General features: G+C 67.4%; 15 protein-coding genes and 4 tRNA genes. 7 read left to right on the top strand and 12 right to left on the bottom strand.

The window, feature by feature from the left end; translation table 11 throughout:
* Window positions 1–143: 143 nt before the first annotated feature.
* On the bottom strand, window positions 144–614 hold the full coding sequence (locus tag ACFK0J_RS04635) for a carboxymuconolactone decarboxylase family protein (protein ID WP_378736876.1): 471 nt from the start codon (window positions 612–614) through the stop codon (window positions 144–146).
* Window positions 615–792: 178 nt separating this feature from the next.
* On the opposite strand from ACFK0J_RS04635, the gene ACFK0J_RS04630 reads away from it, so the two are divergent.
* Both ACFK0J_RS04630 and ACFK0J_RS04625 read left to right on the top strand, forming a co-directional pair.
* Window positions 793–957 (top strand): DUF5993 family protein, encoded by a 165-nt coding sequence (locus tag ACFK0J_RS04630; RefSeq protein WP_378736874.1) that lies wholly within the window; start codon window positions 793–795, stop codon window positions 955–957.
* Window positions 957–1,622 (top strand): disulfide bond formation protein B, encoded by a 666-nt coding sequence (locus ACFK0J_RS04625; protein ID WP_378736872.1) that lies wholly within the window; start codon window positions 957–959, stop codon window positions 1,620–1,622. The genes ACFK0J_RS04630 and ACFK0J_RS04625 overlap by 1 nt, the downstream gene beginning before the upstream one ends.
* A gap of 15 nt (window positions 1,623–1,637) precedes the next feature.
* On the opposite strand, the gene ACFK0J_RS04620 is transcribed toward ACFK0J_RS04625, so the two are convergent.
* Complete coding sequence (locus ACFK0J_RS04620) at window positions 1,638–2,516, bottom strand: oxidoreductase (RefSeq protein ID WP_378736870.1); 879 nt, start codon at window positions 2,514–2,516, stop codon at window positions 1,638–1,640.
* 28 nt (window positions 2,517–2,544) lie between these two features.
* Window positions 2,545–6,117 (bottom strand): amino acid adenylation domain-containing protein, encoded by a 3,573-nt coding sequence (locus ACFK0J_RS04615; protein WP_378736868.1) that lies wholly within the window; start codon window positions 6,115–6,117, stop codon window positions 2,545–2,547.
* 141 nt (window positions 6,118–6,258) lie between these two features.
* Between ACFK0J_RS04615 and ACFK0J_RS04610 the strand changes: the two genes are divergently transcribed.
* Window positions 6,259–7,875 carry a (2,3-dihydroxybenzoyl)adenylate synthase gene (locus ACFK0J_RS04610; RefSeq protein WP_378742629.1) on the top strand — a complete coding sequence of 539 codons (1,617 nt, stop codon included), beginning with the start codon at window positions 6,259–6,261 and terminating at the stop codon, window positions 7,873–7,875.
* A gap of 55 nt (window positions 7,876–7,930) precedes the next feature.
* Here the strand turns inward: ACFK0J_RS04610 and ACFK0J_RS04605 are convergent, their stop codons facing one another.
* Together ACFK0J_RS04605 and ACFK0J_RS04600 are read right to left on the bottom strand one after the other, a co-directional pair.
* On the bottom strand, window positions 7,931–9,247 hold the full coding sequence (locus tag ACFK0J_RS04605) for a salicylate synthase (RefSeq protein ID WP_378736866.1): 1,317 nt from the start codon (window positions 9,245–9,247) through the stop codon (window positions 7,931–7,933).
* A 98-nt stretch (window positions 9,248–9,345) separates the two neighbouring features.
* Window positions 9,346–10,110: a DUF2127 domain-containing protein gene (locus tag ACFK0J_RS04600; RefSeq protein ID WP_378742627.1), complete on the bottom strand. Its 765-nt coding sequence runs from the start codon at window positions 10,108–10,110 to the stop codon at window positions 9,346–9,348.
* A 133-nt stretch (window positions 10,111–10,243) separates the two neighbouring features.
* Between ACFK0J_RS04600 and ACFK0J_RS04595 the strand changes: the two genes are divergently transcribed.
* From ACFK0J_RS04595 to ACFK0J_RS04585, 3 genes are all read left to right on the top strand, one after another.
* On the top strand, window positions 10,244–12,706 hold the full coding sequence (locus ACFK0J_RS04595) for a glycerol-3-phosphate 1-O-acyltransferase (RefSeq protein ID WP_378736864.1): 2,463 nt from the start codon (window positions 10,244–10,246) through the stop codon (window positions 12,704–12,706).
* 37 nt (window positions 12,707–12,743) lie between these two features.
* Window positions 12,744–14,177, top strand: coding sequence for an HAD-IB family hydrolase (locus tag ACFK0J_RS04590; RefSeq protein WP_378736862.1), 1,434 nt, complete (start codon window positions 12,744–12,746; stop codon window positions 14,175–14,177).
* A gap of 144 nt (window positions 14,178–14,321) precedes the next feature.
* A complete protein-coding gene (locus tag ACFK0J_RS04585) occupies window positions 14,322–14,759 on the top strand; it encodes a DUF6069 family protein (protein ID WP_378736860.1) in 438 nt (145 codons plus the stop codon).
* Window positions 14,760–14,825: 66 nt separating this feature from the next.
* On the opposite strand, the gene ACFK0J_RS04580 is transcribed toward ACFK0J_RS04585, so the two are convergent.
* The 7 genes from ACFK0J_RS04580 to ACFK0J_RS04550 all read right to left on the bottom strand — a co-directional run bounded on the left by ACFK0J_RS04580 (window position 14,826) and on the right by ACFK0J_RS04550 (window position 18,863).
* Complete coding sequence (locus ACFK0J_RS04580) at window positions 14,826–15,527, bottom strand: polyprenol monophosphomannose synthase (RefSeq protein WP_218478153.1); 702 nt, start codon at window positions 15,525–15,527, stop codon at window positions 14,826–14,828.
* A gap of 301 nt (window positions 15,528–15,828) precedes the next feature.
* Window positions 15,829–16,014 carry a hypothetical protein gene (locus tag ACFK0J_RS04575; RefSeq protein WP_378736858.1) on the bottom strand — a complete coding sequence of 62 codons (186 nt, stop codon included), beginning with the start codon at window positions 16,012–16,014 and terminating at the stop codon, window positions 15,829–15,831.
* 132 nt (window positions 16,015–16,146) lie between these two features.
* Window positions 16,147–17,400 carry a PucR family transcriptional regulator gene (locus tag ACFK0J_RS04570; protein WP_378736856.1) on the bottom strand — a complete coding sequence of 418 codons (1,254 nt, stop codon included), beginning with the start codon at window positions 17,398–17,400 and terminating at the stop codon, window positions 16,147–16,149.
* Window positions 17,401–17,794: 394 nt separating this feature from the next.
* Window positions 17,795–17,868 (bottom strand) — tRNA-Phe (locus ACFK0J_RS04565).
* A gap of 58 nt (window positions 17,869–17,926) precedes the next feature.
* Window positions 17,927–18,000, bottom strand: a tRNA-Asp gene (locus ACFK0J_RS04560).
* Window positions 18,001–18,029: 29 nt separating this feature from the next.
* Window positions 18,030–18,102, bottom strand: a tRNA-Glu gene (locus ACFK0J_RS04555).
* A gap of 95 nt (window positions 18,103–18,197) precedes the next feature.
* Window positions 18,198–18,863, bottom strand: a complete 666-nt coding sequence (locus ACFK0J_RS04550) for a TetR family transcriptional regulator (protein WP_378736854.1) — start codon at window positions 18,861–18,863, stop codon at window positions 18,198–18,200.
* Window positions 18,864–19,723: 860 nt separating this feature from the next.
* On the opposite strand from ACFK0J_RS04550, the gene ACFK0J_RS04545 reads away from it, so the two are divergent.
* A tRNA-Lys gene (locus ACFK0J_RS04545) sits at window positions 19,724–19,796 on the top strand.
* Window positions 19,797–19,893 lie beyond the last annotated feature (97 nt).

The following is a 19,893-nucleotide window of genomic DNA, read 5'->3' as shown; positions in this document are numbered from 1 at the left end:
AATCGACCGTGCCGCATGCCACAGCGCGGCCCGGTCGGCCTGCCACCGTGCGGGCAGGTCGGCCCGCATCGGTTCGAGCCGACCGTCATGCCGGGCGTCGGCATGACGGGGTTCGCTCCTGCGGCATCGGTGACGTGGCGATCTCAGCCCCACTGACCCGGCACGTAATCACCGGCCGGGGTGCGGGCGATGACGTTCATCCGGTTCCAGGCGTTGATCATCGCGATGGCGGCGATCAGGGCCGCGATCTGGTCGTCGTCGTAGTGCTTGCGCACCTCCTGCCACACCTGGTCACTGACACCGCGACCGTCGCCGATCCGGGTGGCCTCCTCGGTGAGCGCGAGCGCGGCGCGTTCGGCCTCGGTGAAGACCGTGGCTTCGGGCCAGGCGGCGATCAGGTTGAGCCGCACCGACGTTTCGCCCGCGTGCGCGGCGTCCTTGGTGTGCATGTCGGTGCAGTAGCCGCAGCCGTTGATCTGGCTGGCGCGAATCTTGACCAGCTCGTAGGTGGCGGCGGGCAGGGTGGAGTCGTTGATGACCTTGGAAGCCATGGTGAGTCGCTTGACGAAGCTACCGCCGACGGGGTTGGCGAAGAGGTTGATCCTGGCGTCCATGATGGGCCTTCCTGAGTGGTTGTTCTGTGTGTTCACAGAGAGGACGACGCGGGCCGCCGATGTGTGACTCGACTGTCCGAGTGACGTGAGTCACCAACCCGGCGTGATCGTCAGCGCAGGTCAGGGCGCGGCGTGTCCAGGGCGAGCGTCGCTACACCCCAGGTAATGTCCGACCGCTATGGACACCCTCATCTTCGGCGGATTGCTCGCGACCTTGGTCGTCCTGTGCGGGCAACGCTCCCGGCGGGTGGTGCTCGGCGCGTGGTGGGTGCTGTTGATCGCGACTGTCCTGCTGATGGCCCACCACATCACCAGCGGTCTCGGCCTCGGATTGAACTACTGATGGCCACCGAAGCCGTGCCGAACCGGGCAGCGGAAACCGTTGCCGGACAGCTCCAATACTGGCTGGCCGTCATTTTCGTGGCCGGCTGGACCGGGGTGATCTGCGGCGGGCTCGGCGTGCAGTTCGGCAGCTGGGACTATCCGTGCCCGCTGTGCATGGTGCAGCGCATGTTCATGGCCTTGGCCGCGCTCGGCGCCGCGGTCATCGTGCGCAAGGGCATGACGGGAGCGGTCGCCGCCCGCGACTACGCGATGGGCTGGGGCCTGTCCGTAGTCGGCTGTGTCGCAGGCGGATTCACCGCTTGGCGGCAGACCATGTTGCACATCCTGCCCGGCGATCCCGGCTACGGTGCGCCGGTGCTCGGGCTGCATCTGTACGTCTGGGCGTTGATCCTTTTCGTCGCTGCGATCGCGACTGTCGGTGCGGTGCTGTCGTTTTCGCACAGCACCGCCGCGCGGACGATCCCGGCGACGCCGCAAAGAGCGCTTGCGAGTCGCGAATGCGCGAGGCCGCATCGGCTCATCGGGCTGATCGCGCTGTGGTTCCTCGGCATCGTGCTCGCGATCAACCTGGTGTCGGTCTTCCTGTTGGAAGGCTTCCACTGGTTCCTGCCGGACGACCCGAGCCGGTATCAGTTGTTCTACGACCTGCGCATTCTGGGCTGACGCAGCAGGCGCGGCTTACTTCGTGAAGTGGTAGGTGACGCCGGTCAGCTTCTCCGAGAGCTCCCACAGCTTGCGAGCGACGCCCTCGTCCCGCGACGCCCTCGACGAGCCCGAGACGCCCGGGTAGCCGCGCAGACCGCGCCAGCTGGTCGGCCCGTAGTAGCCGCCCGGCTCGACCTTCGTGGTCGCGGCGTACAGCGTTGACAGCGCGCCCATCTCGGCACTCTGCGCGATCAGCCGGTTGCCGAGCCGCATCACCGCGTCCTGGATCGACTCGGTGTGCGACTGCAATTCGGTCGAGGCGTAGCCGGGATGGGCGGCGACCGAGATCTTCGATGAGCCCGCCGCGGTCAGCTTGCGCTGCAGCTCGTAGGCGAACATCAGGTTGGCCAGCTTCGCCTGCCCGTAGGCGGCCCAGCGCTGGTACTTGCGCCGCTCCCAGTTGAGGTCGTCGAGGTCGATCTTCCCCATGGTGTGCGCGCCGCTGGCGACGGTGACGATCCGCTCCGAAATCTTGTCCAGCAGTAGGCCGGTCAACGCGAAGTGGCCGAGATGGTTGGTGCCGATCTGCATTTCGAAGCCGTCGGCGGTCCGCAGCTCCGGCAGCGCCATCACACCGGCGTTGTTGATCAGCACGTCGGCCCGGTCCGTCGCCTCGGCGAAGGCCCGCACCGAGGCCAGATCCGCGAGATCCAGTTCGCGCACGGTCGCACGCTCACCCAGCGGCCCGGCCACCTGCTCGCCCTTGGCCATGTTCCGGCATGCCAGCACGACCTGCGCACCGGCGCCGGCCAGCGCGCGCACCGTGGCCGCCCCCAGCCCGCTGTTCGCACCGGTGACGATGAACGTGCGTCCGGTCTGGTCAGGCATTTTCGAAGTATCCCACCGGCTCATGCCGGCGAGTCTAATCCGAAATACCCGCTTACACCTGGGCCAGCACCTCGTCGTCGCTCATCGCCGCGACCTCGAGGTAGAGCTCGGCGACGGCGGCCAGGCGATCGGGGGTGCCGAGTTCGGTCTCCCTGGCCACCAGCCGCCGCGCGAGGTCGGCGACGGTGCGGCCGATCAGGAGGTCGGCGACCAGCGCGTGGTCCACGTCGAGCCATTCGCGCACCCGGGCGATGGCCGTGGTCGCCAGCACCGAATCGCCGCCCGCGGCGAAGAAGTCGTCGTGCACGCCGATGCGGTCGATGCCGAGCACTTCGGCGACGATGGCGACCAACGCGGCCTCGAGCGGGCCGCTGGGGTTCGCGTCCAGCGTCTCGGTGGCGGCCGGTTCCAGCAGGGCCAGTACCGCACGTCGGTCCAGCTTGCCGTTGTCGGTCAACGGCATTCGGTCGAGTATTTCGATGCGCGTCGGAATCATGTAGCCGGGCAACAGGTCCGAGATCGCCGCGACGATCTCGTCGGCCGTGCCGGTGGCACCGGAGACCGCGGCGACCAGTTTCGGGGCCTCCGCACCGACCACCGCGGCGACGGCGTGCCGGACACCCGGGGCCGTGCGCAATCCGCTCTCCACTTCACCCAGCTCCACCCGGTAGCCGCGGATCTGCACCTGATGATCGGCGCGGCCGAGGAATTCGATGGTGCCGTCGGGCCAGTACCGCGCCAGGTCGCCGGTCCGATACCAGCGGATGTCGTTGTGCACGACAAAGCGTTCGGCGGTCCGTTCCGGGTCGTTGCGGTACCCGGCGGCGACATTCGCGCCGCCGACCCAGAATTCGCCCGGCACCCAGTCCGGGCAGTCCCGACCGGCGGCGTTGACGACCCGGCAGCGCACGTTGCGCAAGGGCACCCCGAACGGCACGGTGGCCCAGTGCGCCGGCGGGTCCGTGACCTCGCAAATGGTGTTGTGGATGGAGGTTTCGGTCGCACCACCGAGTCCGGCGAATCGGCAGCCGGGCACCTGGCGGGCCAGCCTGCGGGCCAGCTCGGCGCCCACCCAGTCGCCGCCGAGGGTCACCGCGCGCAACGAATCGCCCAGCCGGTCGCCGCCGACCTCCAGGATCATGTCCAGCATGCTCGGCACACAGTTGAGAATCGAAACCCGATGCCGGCGAAGCAGTTCCACCCACGTCGTCGCTTCGGCGCGCTGCTCGGCATCCATCGCCACCACGGCGCCGCCCACCGAGAACATGCCGAACATGTCGTAGACCGAGGCGTCGAATTCCAGCGCGGACAGCGCGAGTACCCGGTCGCTCGCGCCGACCTCGAACCAGATGTTCACCGCGTCGATGGTGTTCATCGCGCCGCGGTGCGGCACCTCGACACCCTTCGGCGTGCCGGTGGAACCGGAGGTGAACAGCACGTAGGCGATGGCATCGGTAGCGGGAAGCACGGGTTCGGGCAGCGGATTCGGATGACTTCGCGCCGCCGACAGCGGCAGGCAGGTGATCTCGGGGCGTCCCATATCCGCACCGTCGACGGTGAGCGCCGCCACCACATCGCCGGTGCGCAGGATCTCCGCCCGCCGCCCGACCGGCTGGTCGAAGCCGATCGGGACGTAGCAGGCACCGGCGGCCAGCACACCGAGCACGGCCAGGATCTGATCGGGCCCCTTCGGCAGCTGCACCGCCACCGCCCGCCCTGGGCGAACCCCGTTGTCCCGCAACGCACCCGACACCGCCAGTGCCTGAGCGGCCAGCTCACGATAGGTCCAGCCGCCGTCGACGCCGTCGAACTGCCACAGCACCGCCATGGCATCGGGCGTGGCTACCGCGTGCTCGAAAAAGCCCTCGTGCAGAGCCCGGCCACTGACCGGCCCGTCCGTGGCGTTCACCGCGGCCCGCACCGCCGCCTGCGAAACCGGCAGCCGGACAGCGGCTTCGGCGCCCCACCCGGCCTCGCCCGCGCCGAGCCTGCCGATCGCGTCGGTGTAGCTGGCGAACATCGCGTCGATCATGCCCGCCGGGAAGGCCGATTCCCGGACGTCCCAGTTGAGCAGCAGACCGCCGCGCACCTCGGTGACCTGCGCGTCCAGCAGCACCTGCGGACCCTGCGAAATGATCCAGACCGGCTCGCCGAAGGTGTCGGTGACCGAGGTGGCGAACAGCTCGCCCAGGTTGAGTGCGCTGGTGTAGACAATCGGCGCAAGCACCGGCTCGCCGCGCTGTCGCCCGAGATCCCGCAGTACCTCGAGGCCGGAATAGGCGGTGTGCGCGCCACTTTCGTGCATGGCGCGCTGCAACGCCTTGGCCCGCTCCGCGACCGTCACGTCGGCGCTGACATCGACCTCGAGCATGATCGATGAGGTGAAATCGCCGATCACCCGGTCCACGTCGGGGTGCACCGGTTCCCGATGGAACAGCGGCACATTCAGCAAGAACCGGCTCTGCGCCGACCAGCCACCGATGGTCTCGGCGAACACCGCGGCCAACGCCATCGCGGGGGTGATGCCGCGCGCATGGGCCGCGGCGAGCAGGCGCTGCTTCGCCTCCGGTGCGAGCCAATGGTCGTATCGAACGGTCCGGTGCGGGTCGGTGCGCTCGCTGACCGGAATCGTCGGCAGCTCCGGCGCTCCGGGCAGTTCCGGCAGCCGCTGCTGCCACCACTGCCGGTCGGCCTCCCACGCCGCGGTGTCCACCGGGCGTTCGGTGCGGTAGCGCCGATAGCTGTAACCCTGTGGCGGCAGCGACGCACCGTGGTAGAGGTCGGCCAGGTCGGCGATCAGCACGCGATAGCTCATCGCGTCACCGGCCAGCATGTCCACATCGAGGTGTAGCCGGGTCCGATCGTCGGCGAGCAGGGTGAGCGTCACGTCCAGGACCTGACCGTCCTCGACGGCCAACCGCTGATGCGTCTTGGTGTCGCGCAGGCGGGCCAATTCCGCCTCCGCCTCGTCGGTGGTCTGCCCGCGCAGATCGACCACCGAGCAGACGGGGCGACCGGGTGCGGGCATGGTTTGCTGGGTGCCGTCCGGCAGGAACCTGGTGCGCAGCATCGGGTGTGCGGCGACGAGGTCGTCGACCGCACTCGCCAGCCGCACGGGATCGACTGCGGCTCCGTCGAATTCGACGTAGAGATGGGCGGCGACACCGCCGAGATCTTGCTCGTCGGAACGGCCGATCCAATAGGCGTGCTGCATGGTCGCCAGCGGGAAGGGCGCGGATTCGTCCTCGGCTGCCGTGGGCACGTCCGGCATTTCGGCGGCGCCGCCGTTCGCGGAGCCGTCGTCGGCGCTGCCGTTCGCGGGCCCGTCGTCGGCACCGAGCAAGCGCGCCCACTCGGCGACCGTCGGTGCGGCCGCGAGCTGGGCGAAATTCACCTGGGCACCCTGCTTGCGCCAGCCACCGGCCAGCTTCATCGTGCGGATGGAGTCCAAACCCAGCTGGATGAGGTCGGCGTCGTCCTCGATCGTGTCGACGCCGACGCCGAGGTGCTCGGCGATCGCGGCGCGAATGTCGGCTCGCGCGATCGTCGGCCCATCGGCCGTGCGTTCCTTGCGATCTGCCCCGTCGCGATCTGCCCCGTCCCCCGGTCGCTGTGCTGGCTCCATCTGGTGCTGTCACTCCTTGGTTGCCGCCGGGACCGGCGGATCGAGACTGCTCAGCCGTAGCATATCGCACTGAGATAGGGTTGCCTTACCTATGTTCGACGAGCTCGGCTCGAGTTATCTGTGAGGCAGACCGTGACTTCGATACCCACCACGTCGTCCACGCATCGCGACGGCTACGTGCCCTTCCCCGCCGAAGCCGCCGACGCCTACCGGGCCGCCGGATATTGGACCGGCCGGCCGCTGGACGACCTACTGCGCGAAACCGCCCGACGGCATCCGCACCGGCCCGCGCTGCTCGATGCCGACGGCGCACGCAGCTATGCGTGGCTGGACGCGGCCGCCGATCGGATGGCGCACGGGCTGCTCGCGCTCGGGATCGCGCCCGGTGACCGGGTGGTGGTGCAGCTGCCGAATGTGCCGGAATTCCTGACCGTGTTGTTCGGACTGCTGCGGGCCGGAATCATTCCGGTGCTGACGCTGCCCGCGCACCGGCGGGCCGAAATCGAGCATCTGGCCGCGCTTTCCGATGCCGTCGCCTACATCGCCGTCGACCGGCTCGGCGATTTCGATTACCGCGAGCTGGCCGCCACGGTGCGGACGGCGGTGCCGTCGCTGCGCCATGTGCTGATCCTCGGCGCGGCCGGATCCGACATCGAATTGACTTCGGTGCCGCGCGAAGGGGGTTCACTTCCGGCGATCGACCCGAGCGATATCGCGCTGATGCTGGTGTCCGGCGGCACAACGGGGCTGCCGAAACTGATCGCCCGCACGCATGACGACTACCTGTACAACGCCACCGCGAGTGCCGAGGTGTGCGCACTCACCGAGGACGACGTCTACCTCGCGACGCTGCCCGCGGCGCACAACTTCCCACTGGCCTGCCCCGGCATCCTCGGCACCGTGAGCGTCGGTGGCGCGATCACCTTCGTCACCGACCCGAGCCCGGAAAGCGCCTTCGCCGTCATCGAACGGCACCAGGTCACCGTCACCGCCGTGGTCCCGCCGCTGGCCCAGCTGTGGTGTGCGGCAACCGAATGGGAGGAGGCCGACCTGAGCTCGCTACGGCTGCTCCAAGTCGGCGGCGCCCGGCTGGCCGAGGTGAACGCCCGCGAGGTCACCCCCGCACTCGGTGCCACCCTCCAGCAGGTGTTCGGCATGGCCGAGGGGCTCCTCAACTACACCCGCCTCGACGATGCGGCCGAACTGCTGCACACCACACAGGGCCGGGCACTGTCCCCCGCCGACGAGATCCGGGTGGTGGACGCGGAGGGCAACGACGTCGCCCCGGGCGACGAGGGCGAACTGCTCACCAAGGGCCCGTACACCATTCGCGGCTACTACCGCGCGCCCGAGCACAATGCCCGCGCCTTCACCCCCGACGGCTACTACCGCAGCGGCGATCTGGTGCGCCGGCTGCCGAGCGGACATCTCGTGGTCTCCGGCCGGATCAAGGACGTCATCAACCGTGGCGGCGAGAACATCTCCTGTGACGAGCTCGAGGAACATCTGCTCGCCCACCCGGCCGTCCGGCACGCCGCCGCCGTCGGGCTGCCCGACGCCGCGCTCGGCGAAAAGGTCTGCGCCGTCCTGGTTGTCGACGATGCGATGCCGACCCTGGCCGAGATCAAGACCTTCCTGACCGGGCGCGGCCTGGCCACCTACAAGCTGCCCGACGTGTTGCGCCAGGCCACCGAACTCCCGATCACCGCCGTCGGAAAGATCGACAAGAAGGCCCTGCGGACCGTTGACAGCGACTGAATGCCGACGGGCGGCGCATCTTTCGATGCGCCGCCCGTCGGTATCGTTCAGGGCGTTACTGCGCCCGCACCACGTAAGGCGCGATGCAGCCGAGCTTTTCGCAGGTCTCTTCGAATTCCCGCTCCGGCCGGGACTGTCCGACGATGCCCGCGCCGGCACGCAGCCAGGCGCCCTCCGTCGTCTGGTAGACCGCGCGCAGCACCAGCGTCGCCTCCAGTGCGCCGGACGGCGAAACGGTCACCACCGCACCGGAATACAGCCCACGCGGGTCGTGGTCGAGGCGGAATACCGAGTCGACGCCCTCGCGCTTGGGGATCCCGGACGCGGTGACCGAGGGGAACAGCACCTCGACCGCGTCCCAGCTGGACCGGTCGGCGGCCAGCTTGCCCTGCACGGTGGAGGCCAGATGCTGCACGCTGCCGCGTTCACGCACCGCCATGAAGTCCGAGACCACCGATGTGCCGGAATCGGCCACCGAGCTGATCTCCGCGAACGACGTCCGGACCGAAATCGCGTGCTCCACAATCTCTTTGGGGTCGCTGATCAGGTCTTCCCGCGCCGCCATGTCGATCGCCGCACCGCGGCCGAAGGCACGCGTGCCCGCGAGCGGCTCGGTGGTCACCACCCGATCGGCGTCGACGGCCGCGACCAGCTCCGGGCTGAAGCCCGCCGCCTCGAGCCCGCCGAGCCGCAGCAGGAACGACCGCGCGGGGGTGTTGTGCGCGCGCCCGAGCCGATAGGTCGCGGGCACGTCGACCACGAACGGCAGGTCGACCTTCCTGGACAGGATGACTTTCTGGTAGCGGCCCGCCTGGATCTCGCCGACGGCCTCGGCCACCCGGTTCTGATAGCCGGTCGGGTCGAGCCGGATATCCGCCGGATATGGCTGCGGCAGTTCGGATTCCTGCGATTCGGCGATGAGGTCGTGGATGTCGCCGGTCTCCGCCGGGGTGGCGCCGGACACCCGGATGCCGAATCCGCCGACCCGCACCTCGATGCGCGGAATCATCAACTGCACCAGCGTGGTCCGCGGGTCCAGGTACTCGGTCGCGTCGAACGCCCAGGCGCAGAACTCGAAGCCGATCCAGCCGTAGGCATTTCGGCCATCGAGCGGCAGTGCGGCGAGTGCGCGGTCGACCACGCCCGCCGGACGGCCGTCCCATGTGGTCGTGGTGGTCTGGCCCGCCCAGGTGACCCGCAGTTCCTCGACGTCGAGTTCGATCCCGCCGATCGGGTCGGCCGCGAACACCCACTCACCCGGCCGCTCGTACATCACGTACTCGCCGAACCGGTCCGCCCCCGCCAGCCGGGACATCGCTGCCGCCGGATCGGTCACATACTCCACCCGCAAGCGTTCGTCCGTGGTCGACAACGATCCTCCAAAGTTCTAGCTGTCCCAACTTGGAGGTAAGGTTAGCATTACCTGATTAGCGCGGTACTGTGCGTGCGGACACAGCCACCCGCACATGATCAGGTAGCCGGGACAGCCAGTGCCGAACGTTCGACGCTCAGCAAACTCTCCGCACTATGTTCCGCGTGATAGGCGGCCGCGCCACCGCGCAGCCCGAACAGCCGCTTCGAATAGAGCAGCCAGACCACCGCGGCAATGTTCACCACCAGCGCGCCGATCCGCAGCGCGGTCACCTTCTCGGTCAACTCGTAGATCTCCAGCGGCAGAAACAGACTCGTCGCCACCACCGCGAAATACTCACCCCATCGCTGCACCAACCACAGGCCGAGCGCCTCGATCCCCTGCAAGAGCGCGTAGACGAAGATGCCGATGGCCACCCACAGCAAGGTCGTGTTCGACAGTGAGAACGCCTCATCGATCAGATGCACGATCTTGGACCGGTCGATGTCCCAGCCGATCTGGTCGGCGAAGGGGCGCAGCAGTGGCAGATCCTGGTCGAAAGCGGCCCGCATGGTCTCCCGCGATGAACGGAACTTCAACACTCCTACCGCGGCGACCACCAGCAGCAGTCCGCGCAGCAGCCGCTCGATCGCCAGCGCGCGCATCAGCCAGCGATCCCGCAGCAGCCGCCCGCGCGGCACCTCGGGCGCGTGGTCGGCCGGACCGGACCCGACCGGCTCACCGGGCACGAAGTTCCCGCAGCGCAAACAGCGCCACGCCACCCCCGCCACGGTGTCCACCCGCAACCGGTCGGCCAGGTCCGGCTCATCCGGTGCGTAGGTGTAGTGACCGTGCCAGCCGCACGCGCGTAAGGCCCAATCCATCTGCGCAGCGTAATTCGCGCACGGGGCGGAACGCGGGACCACGGCCGCGCGTTCGACTTGCGGGCCCGAGTGCCTGCGCGGAATGCCCTCCGGGGGATTCAATAGAAAGATCGTCAGTCGGAGGGACCAGGTCATGATCGAGCACCGTGGCGGATTGCCCGCGGATATCCAGCGAGCGTCTGCACCGGGATCGGTGGTGGCGCTGGTCGACGCGGCAACCGGGGTAGAGCGCGAACTCATCGGAAACTGGTTGACCGACGGCGGAATCGCCAAGGAATTCGGCACCGACGCCCCCATCACCCAGTTGGATCTGGACGCGGGCGCCGTCGCCACCCGACTCGTCGGCAGGCACGACGACCCACTCGTGGTACCGGTGCGAGTGCTCTGGCTGCCGCCGGAACGCGACGGCGTTCGCCGGATCACCTTCGCGGACCTGGCGCTACTCACCAACCCGCGCAAGCCGAACCGGCTGGCGCAACGCAAGCTGGTCGGTCAACCGAACCGGCACGTGGTACTGACCGGGCAGCCCGCGCTGCTCAGCGAGTTGCGCACGAACCACCCGGAAGCCGCGGCGCTGGTCACCAAGGGCACCGCCGAGCCGTTCGCCCGGGCCATCGTGCGTGCCGCGGTGGTGGCGCTGGAGCGGGCCGAACGCACCATCATCGGCGACCGCTACAAGGTGCCCCGACTGGTCGCCGAGGAGATCCTCGACTCCCCCGACTTCGAGCGCAGGCTCGAGCTCATCGCCGACCAGATCGGGGCGAGCCCGCACGAGGTGTATCGCCGCGCGGAGAAGGCGTTGAACGAACTCGTCGCCGCGCAAAGCAGATTGGTCTCCGATCTGTTCACCCAGGCGATGCGGCCGGTGCACGCCTCGACCTGGAAGGTGGACTCCGACGATTCGGGGCTGGCCGGGCTGCGCGATCTCAATCGCCGCTACCCGCTGGTGTTCCTGCCCTCGCACCGTTCCTACGTCGACGCGTTCGTGCTCGGCGATGTGCTGGCCCGCAACGACTTTCCGCCGAACCATGTGATCGGCGGCGCCAATCTCGGCTTCTGGCCGATGGGACCGATCGCCCGGCGCACCGGAACCGTGTTCATCCGGCGCAGCTTCGGCGACGACGAGGTGTACAAGGCGGTGGTCGAGGAGTATTTCGCCTATCTGCTCGCCAAGCGATTCAACCTGGAATGGTATTTCGAGGGCGGCCGCACCCGCACCGGCAAGCTGCGTCCGCCGCGCTACGGGCTGCTGAATTACCTTGCGGCGGCGGTCCGTGCGGATCGGGTCGAAGACGTCATGCTGGTGCCGGTGTCGATCACCTACGAGCGGCTGAACGAACTCGGCGCCATCGCCACCGAACAGGTCGGCGGCAAGAAGAAGCCGGAGGGGCTCACCTGGTTGGCGCGCTACATCCGGAGCCAGCAACATTCGGCCGGGCACGTGTATGTGCGGTTCGGCGCACCGCTTTCGGCGCGCGATCGGCTCGCGGCGCACGGCGATCCGCTCACCACGCCGCCGCTGACCATCCCACTGCACCGCACCGAACCCGCGCCGCCCGGACGTACCGAGACCGGACAGGGCGAGACCGAGGCGCCCGAGATCGCCGAGTTGGAGCGTAAGGCCGTGCAGCGGTTGGCGTTCGAGATCGCGGTCGGCATCAATGCGGTCACGCCGGTCACGGTGAACGCGTTGGTCACCCTCGCACTGCTCGGCGTGCACGAGCGCGCCCTGACACTGGGTGAAGTGCGTACCGTGCTCGCGCCGGTGCTCGGCTATATCGAGAAGCGCGATCTGCCGCACGGCGAGCTCGCCGCGCTGTGCGACGACCAGGGACTTGCCGTTGTGCTGGAACAACTTTCGCTGGCCAAGGTGGTGACGGTGTATCGCGGCGGACTGGAGCCGGTGTACTCGATCGAGGCGGGCGCGCACCTGGAGGCCGCGTTCTACCGCAACAGCGCGGTGCACTGGTTCGTCAATCGCGCCATCCTCGAACTGTCCATCCTGGCCGCACTCGACAGCGACGGCGCGGACCAGCTGAGCACCGGCTGGGACGAGGCGTTCCGGCTGCGCGACCTGCTGAAGTTCGAGTTCTTCTTCCCCGAGCGGGCCGAGTTCGCCGAGCAGATGACCGCCGAGATGCTGCTGCTGGACCCGGAGTGGCGCAGCCACACCCGAGACAACACTCTGGGTTCGGAGGTGATGGCCAAGCTCACCGACTCCGGATTCATGATGGCGCACCGCGTGCTCCGTTCGTTCTTCGACGCGCAACTGGTGGTCGCCGAACGGCTGGCCGACCGCGACCCGGCGGCGGAGCTCGACCGCAAACAGTTCATCGCCGAATGCGTTTCGGTCGGCAAGCAGATGATGTTGCAGCAGCGGCTGCACAGTCCGGAATCGGTCTCCACCGAATTGTTCACCAGCGCACTGAAACTCGCTGACAACTACGGCCTGCTCGAACCGGTGTCACACGATTCGGCCAAGCGAAGGGCGGAATTGACCGAGCGCAGAGTGGAATTCGCGGATCGGTTGCGCACCATCGGTGCCCGCATCTCGCAGGCGGCAGCGCTCGATCCGTCCAATCGGGCGACACGGTGAGGCGGAGTCCTGAACCCCGCTACCTACAGGAGGTTCCATGACGGTGCCCAGTGCCGACCTCGAGGCCGCGATCGCCGAGATCCGTTCCGGGCCGCAAGGTCCCGAGGTCGCCGCGATTTTCGACTTCGGCGGCACCGTCGTCGACGGGTTCGCGCGCCGGGGACCGTTTCGACGCCTGGTCGGCCGTCGTGACACCGAGGCCGTCCTGCTCGGCGGCATCCGTAATGGGACCACCGACGGCGAGTACGGCCGGTTCCTGCACCAGCTCACCGACGTGCTGGCAGGCAAGCCGGCGGACGAGCTGGACGCGCTGAGCGTGCGTCTGTTTCGGCGTGCCGTTTACGGCCGCCTGTATCCCGAAGCGTGGCAACTGATCCGGACGCACCAGGCGGCTGGGCACACGGTGGCGCTGGCCAGCTCGCTGACCCGGTTCCAGGTGGCGCCTATGGCATCCGCGCTGGGTATCGAGCACGTGCTGTGCACGCCGATGGCGGTCCAGGACGGCATCCTCACCGGGTACGTCGACGGGAAGACGCTGTGGCGCAATGGCAAAGCCGAGGCGGTTCGGGAATTCGCCGTCGACAACGGCGTTGATCTGACGCGTAGTTATGCCTACGCCGACAGCGCAGCCGATCGGCCGCTGCTGTCCCTGGTCGGTCAACCTGTCGCGGTGAATCCCGATCAGCAGCTCACCGCGATCGCCGCGGAACAGCAGTGGCCGACACTGCGCTTTCACCCCCGCCAGACGCCCCGCCCGGCCGACTATGCCCGTACCACAGCGGGTTTCGCCGGACTGCTCGGCGGCGCGTTCTACGGTGTCGCGGTCAAATCGCCGACCAGGGACCGCAGGCAGATGGCCGACGCGCTGTTGGCACACGCGGCGGGCAACACCCTGCGCATCGCGGGCGTGCGGCTTCGGGTGACCGGCGCCGAGCACGCGCGCGCACCCCGGCCCGCGGTGTTCCTGTTCAACCATCAGAGCCAGTTCGACATCATCATCGTCCCCGAGGTGCTCGGCGGCGGCGTCACCGGCATCGGCAAGAAGGAGCTGACCCGCAACCCGATCTTCGGGCCGCTGATGCGCTTCGTCGGCGTGACCTTCATCGACCGGTCGAGCACCGATAAAGCCAAGGCCGCGCTCGCACCGGTAGTCGAGACACTGCGCAACGGCTTGTCGATCGCCGTCGCCCCCGAGGGCACTCGCTCTTACACGCCGGACGTGGGCCCCTTCAAGAAGGGCGCGTTCCACATCGCCATCCAGGCGGGCGTGCCGATCATCCCCATTGTCATCCGCAATGCGGGCGAAATCTGTTGGCGCAATTCGATGGTCGCGCGCAAAGGCATTGTGGATGTCGCGATCCTCGATCCTATCGATGTGCGCGATTGGGATCCGAACGACATGGGCGACAAGGTGGCCGCGGTCCGTCAGCGCTACCTGGACACGCTGCTGAATTGGCCGAAGCCCGAGTGAGCGAAGCGAACCCCGGCGCAGCGCGCCGAATTCCCTTGGCACTGAGTGATTCAGCCCATACCACGTCGAATTGACCTCAACAATTGTTCAGGTTTAACGATGTTCTCAGTACCGAAGCACACAGCTGCTGATGAGGAGAACATCATGACCGCCATCCAGGCCACCGCCCCCGCCCTGCGCATCCCCGCCGTCAATCGACCCGTCGCGATCATCGGCAGCGTCGCTGTCGCGGTCGTCGTCAACCTCGCCGTCTGGCTGCTCGGCGAAGCCGCCGGCGGCTCGTTCGAGGTGGTCGACAAGGGTGTCACCAATTACGTCGGGGGCATCGGGGTGATCCTGTCCTCCGCGGTGCCGCTGTTGATCGGCATGACCCTGGCCGCGCTGATCTCCTACCGCTGGGTGGGGGTACTGCGGGTGGCTCAGGTCGTCGGCAGCGTCCTCGCCATCGCGACCATCGGCCTCACCGTCTCGGCCGCGTTCGACACCGCGAGCACCGTCGCCTTGTCCGTCATGCACGTGGTGCTGGCGCCGGTCCTGGTGATCGGGTTGGAAGCGATGCGACGTGGACTGACCGCCAACTGAAGCACCCCCGAATGCCGTAGGGCCCCACATCCATCGCGGATGCGGGGCCCTGCGGGGCGTCGGAGTTCAGACGGAGCGACCGAAGAGCAGCTTCCACGGCATCAGCGCCGACTCCAGTTGCACCTTCAGGCTCATCTTCGAGGCACCGAGGGTGCGCTCCTCGAAGCGGATCGGCACCTCGGCGATCTCGATGCCCTTCTTGACCGTCCGGTAGTTCATCTCCACCTGGAACGAGTACCCGTTGCTGCGGATCGAGGCGACGTCGATGGCGCGCAGCGTGTCCGCCTTCCACGCCTTGAAGCCGGCGGTGGCGTCCTTCACGTGCAGTCGCAGAATCAGGTTCACATAGAAGTTGGCCCACGCGGACAGCGCCTTGCGGTACCACTTCCATTCGGCGGCGGTGGAGCCGCCGGGCACATAGCGCGAGCCGAGCACGACACCGGCGTCGGTGGTCGTCAGCTTCTCCAGCATCGCCGGAATCACCTCGGCCGGATGCGACAGGTCGGCGTCCATCTGGATCACCACATCGGCGCCTTCGTCCAGCGCCCGGGTGATGCCCGCGATGTAGGCCCGCCCGAGACCGTCTTTCTCGGTCCGGTGCAGCACACCCACCACATTCGGCAGCTCGACGGCCAGCTTGTCGGCAACGTCACCGGTTCCGTCCGGCGAGCTGTCGTCGACCACGAGCACATGCAGGTCGGGCACCGGCAGCGCGGTCAGCCGCTCCACCGCAACCGGCAGATTCTCCCGCTCGTTGTAGGTCGGCACAACAACGGTAACCCTCAAGGGTCGCCCTCCCTGCTGATCCTGGTCCAGCCCGCAGCCACGACAGGACCCCGAGCATTCGTCTGATTTCTGAGAAACCGTACTTGATCGAACTGAACGAGACCTGAGTGGATCTACCTGGGCTCCCCCGCCCCTCCGCGCCTCAGGCCGGACTCAGGATGCACTCGAGCAGCGTTGGGCGACTGGCGGCGGCGTAGTGGATGAGTCAGCCGGTACCCGACAAGTTACCCATGTTCGTACGAAATCAGTAGGCACGCAGGAACACTGCCAATTGGCAACCCGGTCACTCGCCATCATCACGCCATGATTTATCCCCGGCATCCGCCTGCGCATTGCGCGCCTTGACGATCTCCAGCGCCCGCTCCGCGGTCGCCTGATCCGGATACGGCCCCATCCGATCCTGGAACCAGCACTGCCGCCCCTTCTCGGCCCGCCTGTGCTTCAAGCAGTAATACCAGCGCTCAGCCATACCCCCAGCATCCCATCCGCGCCGCCCGCCCAGGGCACTTTCCAAGGTCAACCGCAGAGCGCAACGGACCGCCGCGAGCGGGACATGACAGCGGGCCTACTCGCGTTTTGCCGCAGCCAGGTCCCGCTCGGGCTATGACCCGGGTTTGCCGACTACCGAGAGGCGGGGCTCGGGGGCGGGTGGGACGTCGTTTTCGCGACGTTCGGCGCGGTAGGAGCGGGCGATCAGGGCGGAGCGCAGGTACCACAGGCCGGAGGGTTGGGCGGGGTCGAAGCCGGTCAGCTGGCCGATCCGCTTGAGCCGGTAGTCGACCGTGTTGGTGTGCACGTGTAGGAGACGGGCGGTCCGTTGGCGGTTGAGGTTGTTGGCGATGTGGATTCGCAGGGTCTCCAGTAGTTCGGGGTGCTCGTCGAGGGGCGTCAGCGCCGCGCCGAGGTGTTCGCGGCCGGGACCTGGACGGGTGAGCTGGTATTCGAGGGCGAGTTGCTCGAATCGGTACAGGCCGGGCACCGACTGCAATCGTTGAACCATGTCCAGCAGTTCGTGCGCCTGGTCCACCGCGCGCGGAATCTCGTCCGCGGTCGCCGCCACGACTGCCGCGGTGATGCCGACCTGCGCCGCGTGCGAGAGACCGTCGACGAGCTCGTCGAGGGCCGTCTCGCCGTGCTGCTCGACCGGAATGAGGATCGTGCCGCCGTCGACGCTCAACAGCGAAAGCGCCTCGCCGCCACACCGAGCCGCCAGCTCGGCCTGCGCGCGGCGCAGCTTACGGCGGGCCACCACCTTCCCGTCGACGGCCGGGTTGCGTTCGTCGCGGTGCCGCGGAATGGCCACCGCCAGCACCAGATACGACTCCGCGATGGCAATCCCGCACTCGCGGGCCATCGTCGACGTCGGATAGCCGCCGAGCAGCGCCGAGGTCAGCGTGTGCACGGCCGTATGGTGTTCGCCGACAACCGATCGCAGTTCGCGGAAGTAGGCGCGCGAGATCGCGGTGGTCAGCGTGTCCAAGATCTCGATGTTCGTCTGCGACCCCTCGACGAAACTGTCGAAGTCCTTCACCGTCAGCTTCGACACGATCAACGCCATGCCCATCTTGAATCCCTCATGGATGGCATGCAGCACCGTGTCGATCGGCACCCCTTCCCGCGCCCACGCCGCGGCAGCCTCCTCCACCTGCTCCAGCTTCTCCGGAATGTTCTCCCCGTCCAGCATGCTCGCCGACAGCTCCAGGCAAACCCGAGTGATCGTCGTGATATCCCCGTTGATCGCGTCCCCCGGCATCGTCCCGCACGGCACAACGTTCTCCACGAAATGCCCCACCATCTGCCGAGACAAGGCTCGAAAGTCCCGCAACGGCGCGGACATCACTGAACTGTCGACCATGACAGCCCCTTTCCTAGGAACTACCTGAACCCTCGATTCACACTAACCACCCAGTAACCAACCCATGCCCTTACCAGCGGATTTGTGAAAAGAGAGACCCCCACCAGCCCCTCCCCTGTGACCGATCACAGCCCCCTCGCCCCACCCCTCGCGCAAACGGCGCCGAACGAGTGCGCCGCGGACAGAGCGGTTCGAAGAGCAGAGCCCCGCCGAGCGGCGACAGCAACGGGCGGAAGGCCTCACGCGCGAACCCCCGACCAACGGGTCCACAACAGACGGAGGGGGTTCGGGGGGCAAAGCCCCGCCGAGCGGGTGTGGGGTTGCACCCCACAAATAAAAAGACGAGGGAGCTCCACCGCGCGCTCTTTGCGCGCAGAGTTCCCTCGCTTCCGAGTGGCCAGGGCCGGGATCGAACCGGCGACCTTCCGCTTTTCAGGCGGACGCTCGTACCAACTGAGCTACCTGGCCGCAGGCACCCGAGTTGAATGCCATACGCGAAACGCCGGATTGCTCCGGCGCTCACTTGCGACCCTGACGGGACTCGAACCCGCGACCTCCGCCGTGACAGGGCGGCGCGCTAACCAACTGCGCCACAGGGCCTTGCTGTACCTCCAACGGTCCGAAGACCGTACCCCCTACGGGATTCGAACCCGCGCTACCGCCTTGAAAGGGCGGCGTCCTAGGCCGCTAGACGAAGGGGGCTCGTCTCCGGATTTCTCCGGAACCGGCTTCAACGGCTGTCCGTTGGGAGCCCGGTTAGCTTATGACAGACCGGACTCGATTCCCAAACCGGCTGGTCAGAGTCCCAAACTGAGCTCCTCGAGGCGCGCGTGGGTGCGCCAGCCGTCGTTGCGGAACTTCTCGGTCCATTCCGGGGTGGCCATCGATTCGATGATCACCTCGAGTGCTTCCTCGAAGCGGGCCCGCAGATCGATGCCGGTGCCGTGCGCGTCGATCATGTATCGCTGGCCGGCCAGCGCGGCGGTCAGCGTGCGGGTGAACCGGTCGGCGTCCGCGTCGGCGCGCAGTTGCCCTTGGTCGATGGCGCGGACCGTGAGCGCGCGTGTGGCGCGCCCGAGGATCCGGCCACCGCCGGCTTGCACGTCCCGATAGAAGTCGGGCTCGATGATCAACCGGTATTCGGCCTGCACGATGATGTCGTGCTCGAGCCGCAATGCCATCTCGTCGATCATGCCGTGCATGATGTCCAGTGGTCCGAGATCCGTTCGCCCGACCCAACGCTCGGCCGAGGCCCGATAGCGTTCGACCGCCGTCTCCAGTACGGCGCGCGCGAGATCTTCCTTGGAATCGAAATGGAAGTACATGGCGCCCTTGGTGGCACGCGACCCTTCCAATATGCGGTTGAGCGATGCAGCGGCATAGCCGCTCTTCCCGAACTCAACGGCGGCGGACCTGATAATCGCCGCACGTGTCCGGCGGGCCCGCTCTTGCTGCCGTGCCATGCTCGAAACGCCTCCGAAGCCTACTCGCCGCCAAACAGCCACCCCCAAAGGAACGGGCCCTTGGCGCGAAGTTATGAGTTTTATCAATACTTCAAACCGGGTTTTCGCCCAGTTTCAAACTTTCGGTACGAAAACTTGCGAAAAACCTGAAACACACCAGCTGGTATAGTTTTCCTGCCCGGGTGCGCCGCAGGGGGTGCGCACCCGGGTATTTCTTCGTCTCGGATCTGCCTCCCGCGGCGTCGTCTCCAGGTGAGCCACGATCGGCCGGACCGGTCGCGACACGTTCGGGCACATCAACGATAAGCCGAATTCCGAATCACCGGACGAGTCGGTGATTCTTCCGGAATTCATCAAGTGGTCACCGTACCCGGAAACCCCATCCGACACGCGGCAAACCGACGAGTCAGGTAACTGACCGGGCCGGTTTACTGTTACAGCAAACATCACGCAACCAAGCTTCCCTGCCTGCTCGAGCCCCCAAATCGACAGCGTCCCAGCGTCGTTCACCCGAGTCGACCGGCCGACCGGAACACCGGCCATCGCCCGCAGCCCGCCCGCTCACCCCACCGGCGTGCGCCCCCGAGCTCGGGCCACTCACCCCCCGCAAATCCAAAGACATTGCTAGCCAACATGATTCGATGATATCCAAATACTCGTTCAATGAACAAAGTTGGGTACCAAATGTTTACCCGCAAGATCGCGCCCTACGCATCCCGCGTTACTAGGCGCGACAACAAGTCTCGGCGTCAGGTTGCCACTACCCGCCGACACCCACGATCGGCGGGACACCTATCCCGCGCCACGCCGCACTCCCCCATTTGGGTCATCGCGCCACGCCTACTACACTGGCCCACCGCGCCCCTATAGCTCAGTTGGTAGAGCTACGGACTTTTAATCCGCAGGTCGTAGGTTCGAGCCCTACTGGGGGCACACCCATCGGGCGCCCGGTCTCACCGGGCGCCCGTACTCGTTTCCGCAGGGCTATTGCCCGCCCCATCGCGAGGTTCATACTGACAACGCGCCCCCG

This window comes from Nocardia brasiliensis (assembly GCF_042691675.1).
GTDB classification, from domain to species: Bacteria; Actinomycetota; Actinomycetes; order Mycobacteriales; family Mycobacteriaceae; genus Nocardia; species Nocardia brasiliensis_D.
This window is presented reverse-complemented; position numbering and strand designations above follow the sequence as displayed.

Coding starts and splice junctions, on each gene's coding strand:
- ACFK0J_RS04635 (WP_378736876.1), bottom strand. CDS start 614: ATGGACGCCAGGATCAACCTCTTCGCCAACCCCGTCGGCGGTAGCTTC.
- ACFK0J_RS04630 (WP_378736874.1), top strand. CDS start 793: ATGGACACCCTCATCTTCGGCGGATTGCTCGCGACCTTGGTCGTCCTG.
- ACFK0J_RS04625 (WP_378736872.1), top strand. CDS start 957: ATGGCCACCGAAGCCGTGCCGAACCGGGCAGCGGAAACCGTTGCCGGA.
- ACFK0J_RS04620 (WP_378736870.1), bottom strand. CDS start 2,516: ATGAGCCGGTGGGATACTTCGAAAATGCCTGACCAGACCGGACGCACG.
- ACFK0J_RS04615 (WP_378736868.1), bottom strand. CDS start 6,117: ATGGAGCCAGCACAGCGACCGGGGGACGGGGCAGATCGCGACGGGGCA.
- ACFK0J_RS04600 (WP_378742627.1), bottom strand. CDS start 10,110: ATGGATTGGGCCTTACGCGCGTGCGGCTGGCACGGTCACTACACCTAC.
- ACFK0J_RS04595 (WP_378736864.1), top strand. CDS start 10,244: ATGATCGAGCACCGTGGCGGATTGCCCGCGGATATCCAGCGAGCGTCT.
- ACFK0J_RS04590 (WP_378736862.1), top strand. CDS start 12,744: ATGACGGTGCCCAGTGCCGACCTCGAGGCCGCGATCGCCGAGATCCGT.
- ACFK0J_RS04585 (WP_378736860.1), top strand. CDS start 14,322: ATGACCGCCATCCAGGCCACCGCCCCCGCCCTGCGCATCCCCGCCGTC.
- ACFK0J_RS04575 (WP_378736858.1), bottom strand. CDS start 16,014: ATGGCTGAGCGCTGGTATTACTGCTTGAAGCACAGGCGGGCCGAGAAG.
- ACFK0J_RS04570 (WP_378736856.1), bottom strand. CDS start 17,400: ATGGTCGACAGTTCAGTGATGTCCGCGCCGTTGCGGGACTTTCGAGCC.
- ACFK0J_RS04550 (WP_378736854.1), bottom strand. CDS start 18,863: ATGGCACGGCAGCAAGAGCGGGCCCGCCGGACACGTGCGGCGATTATC.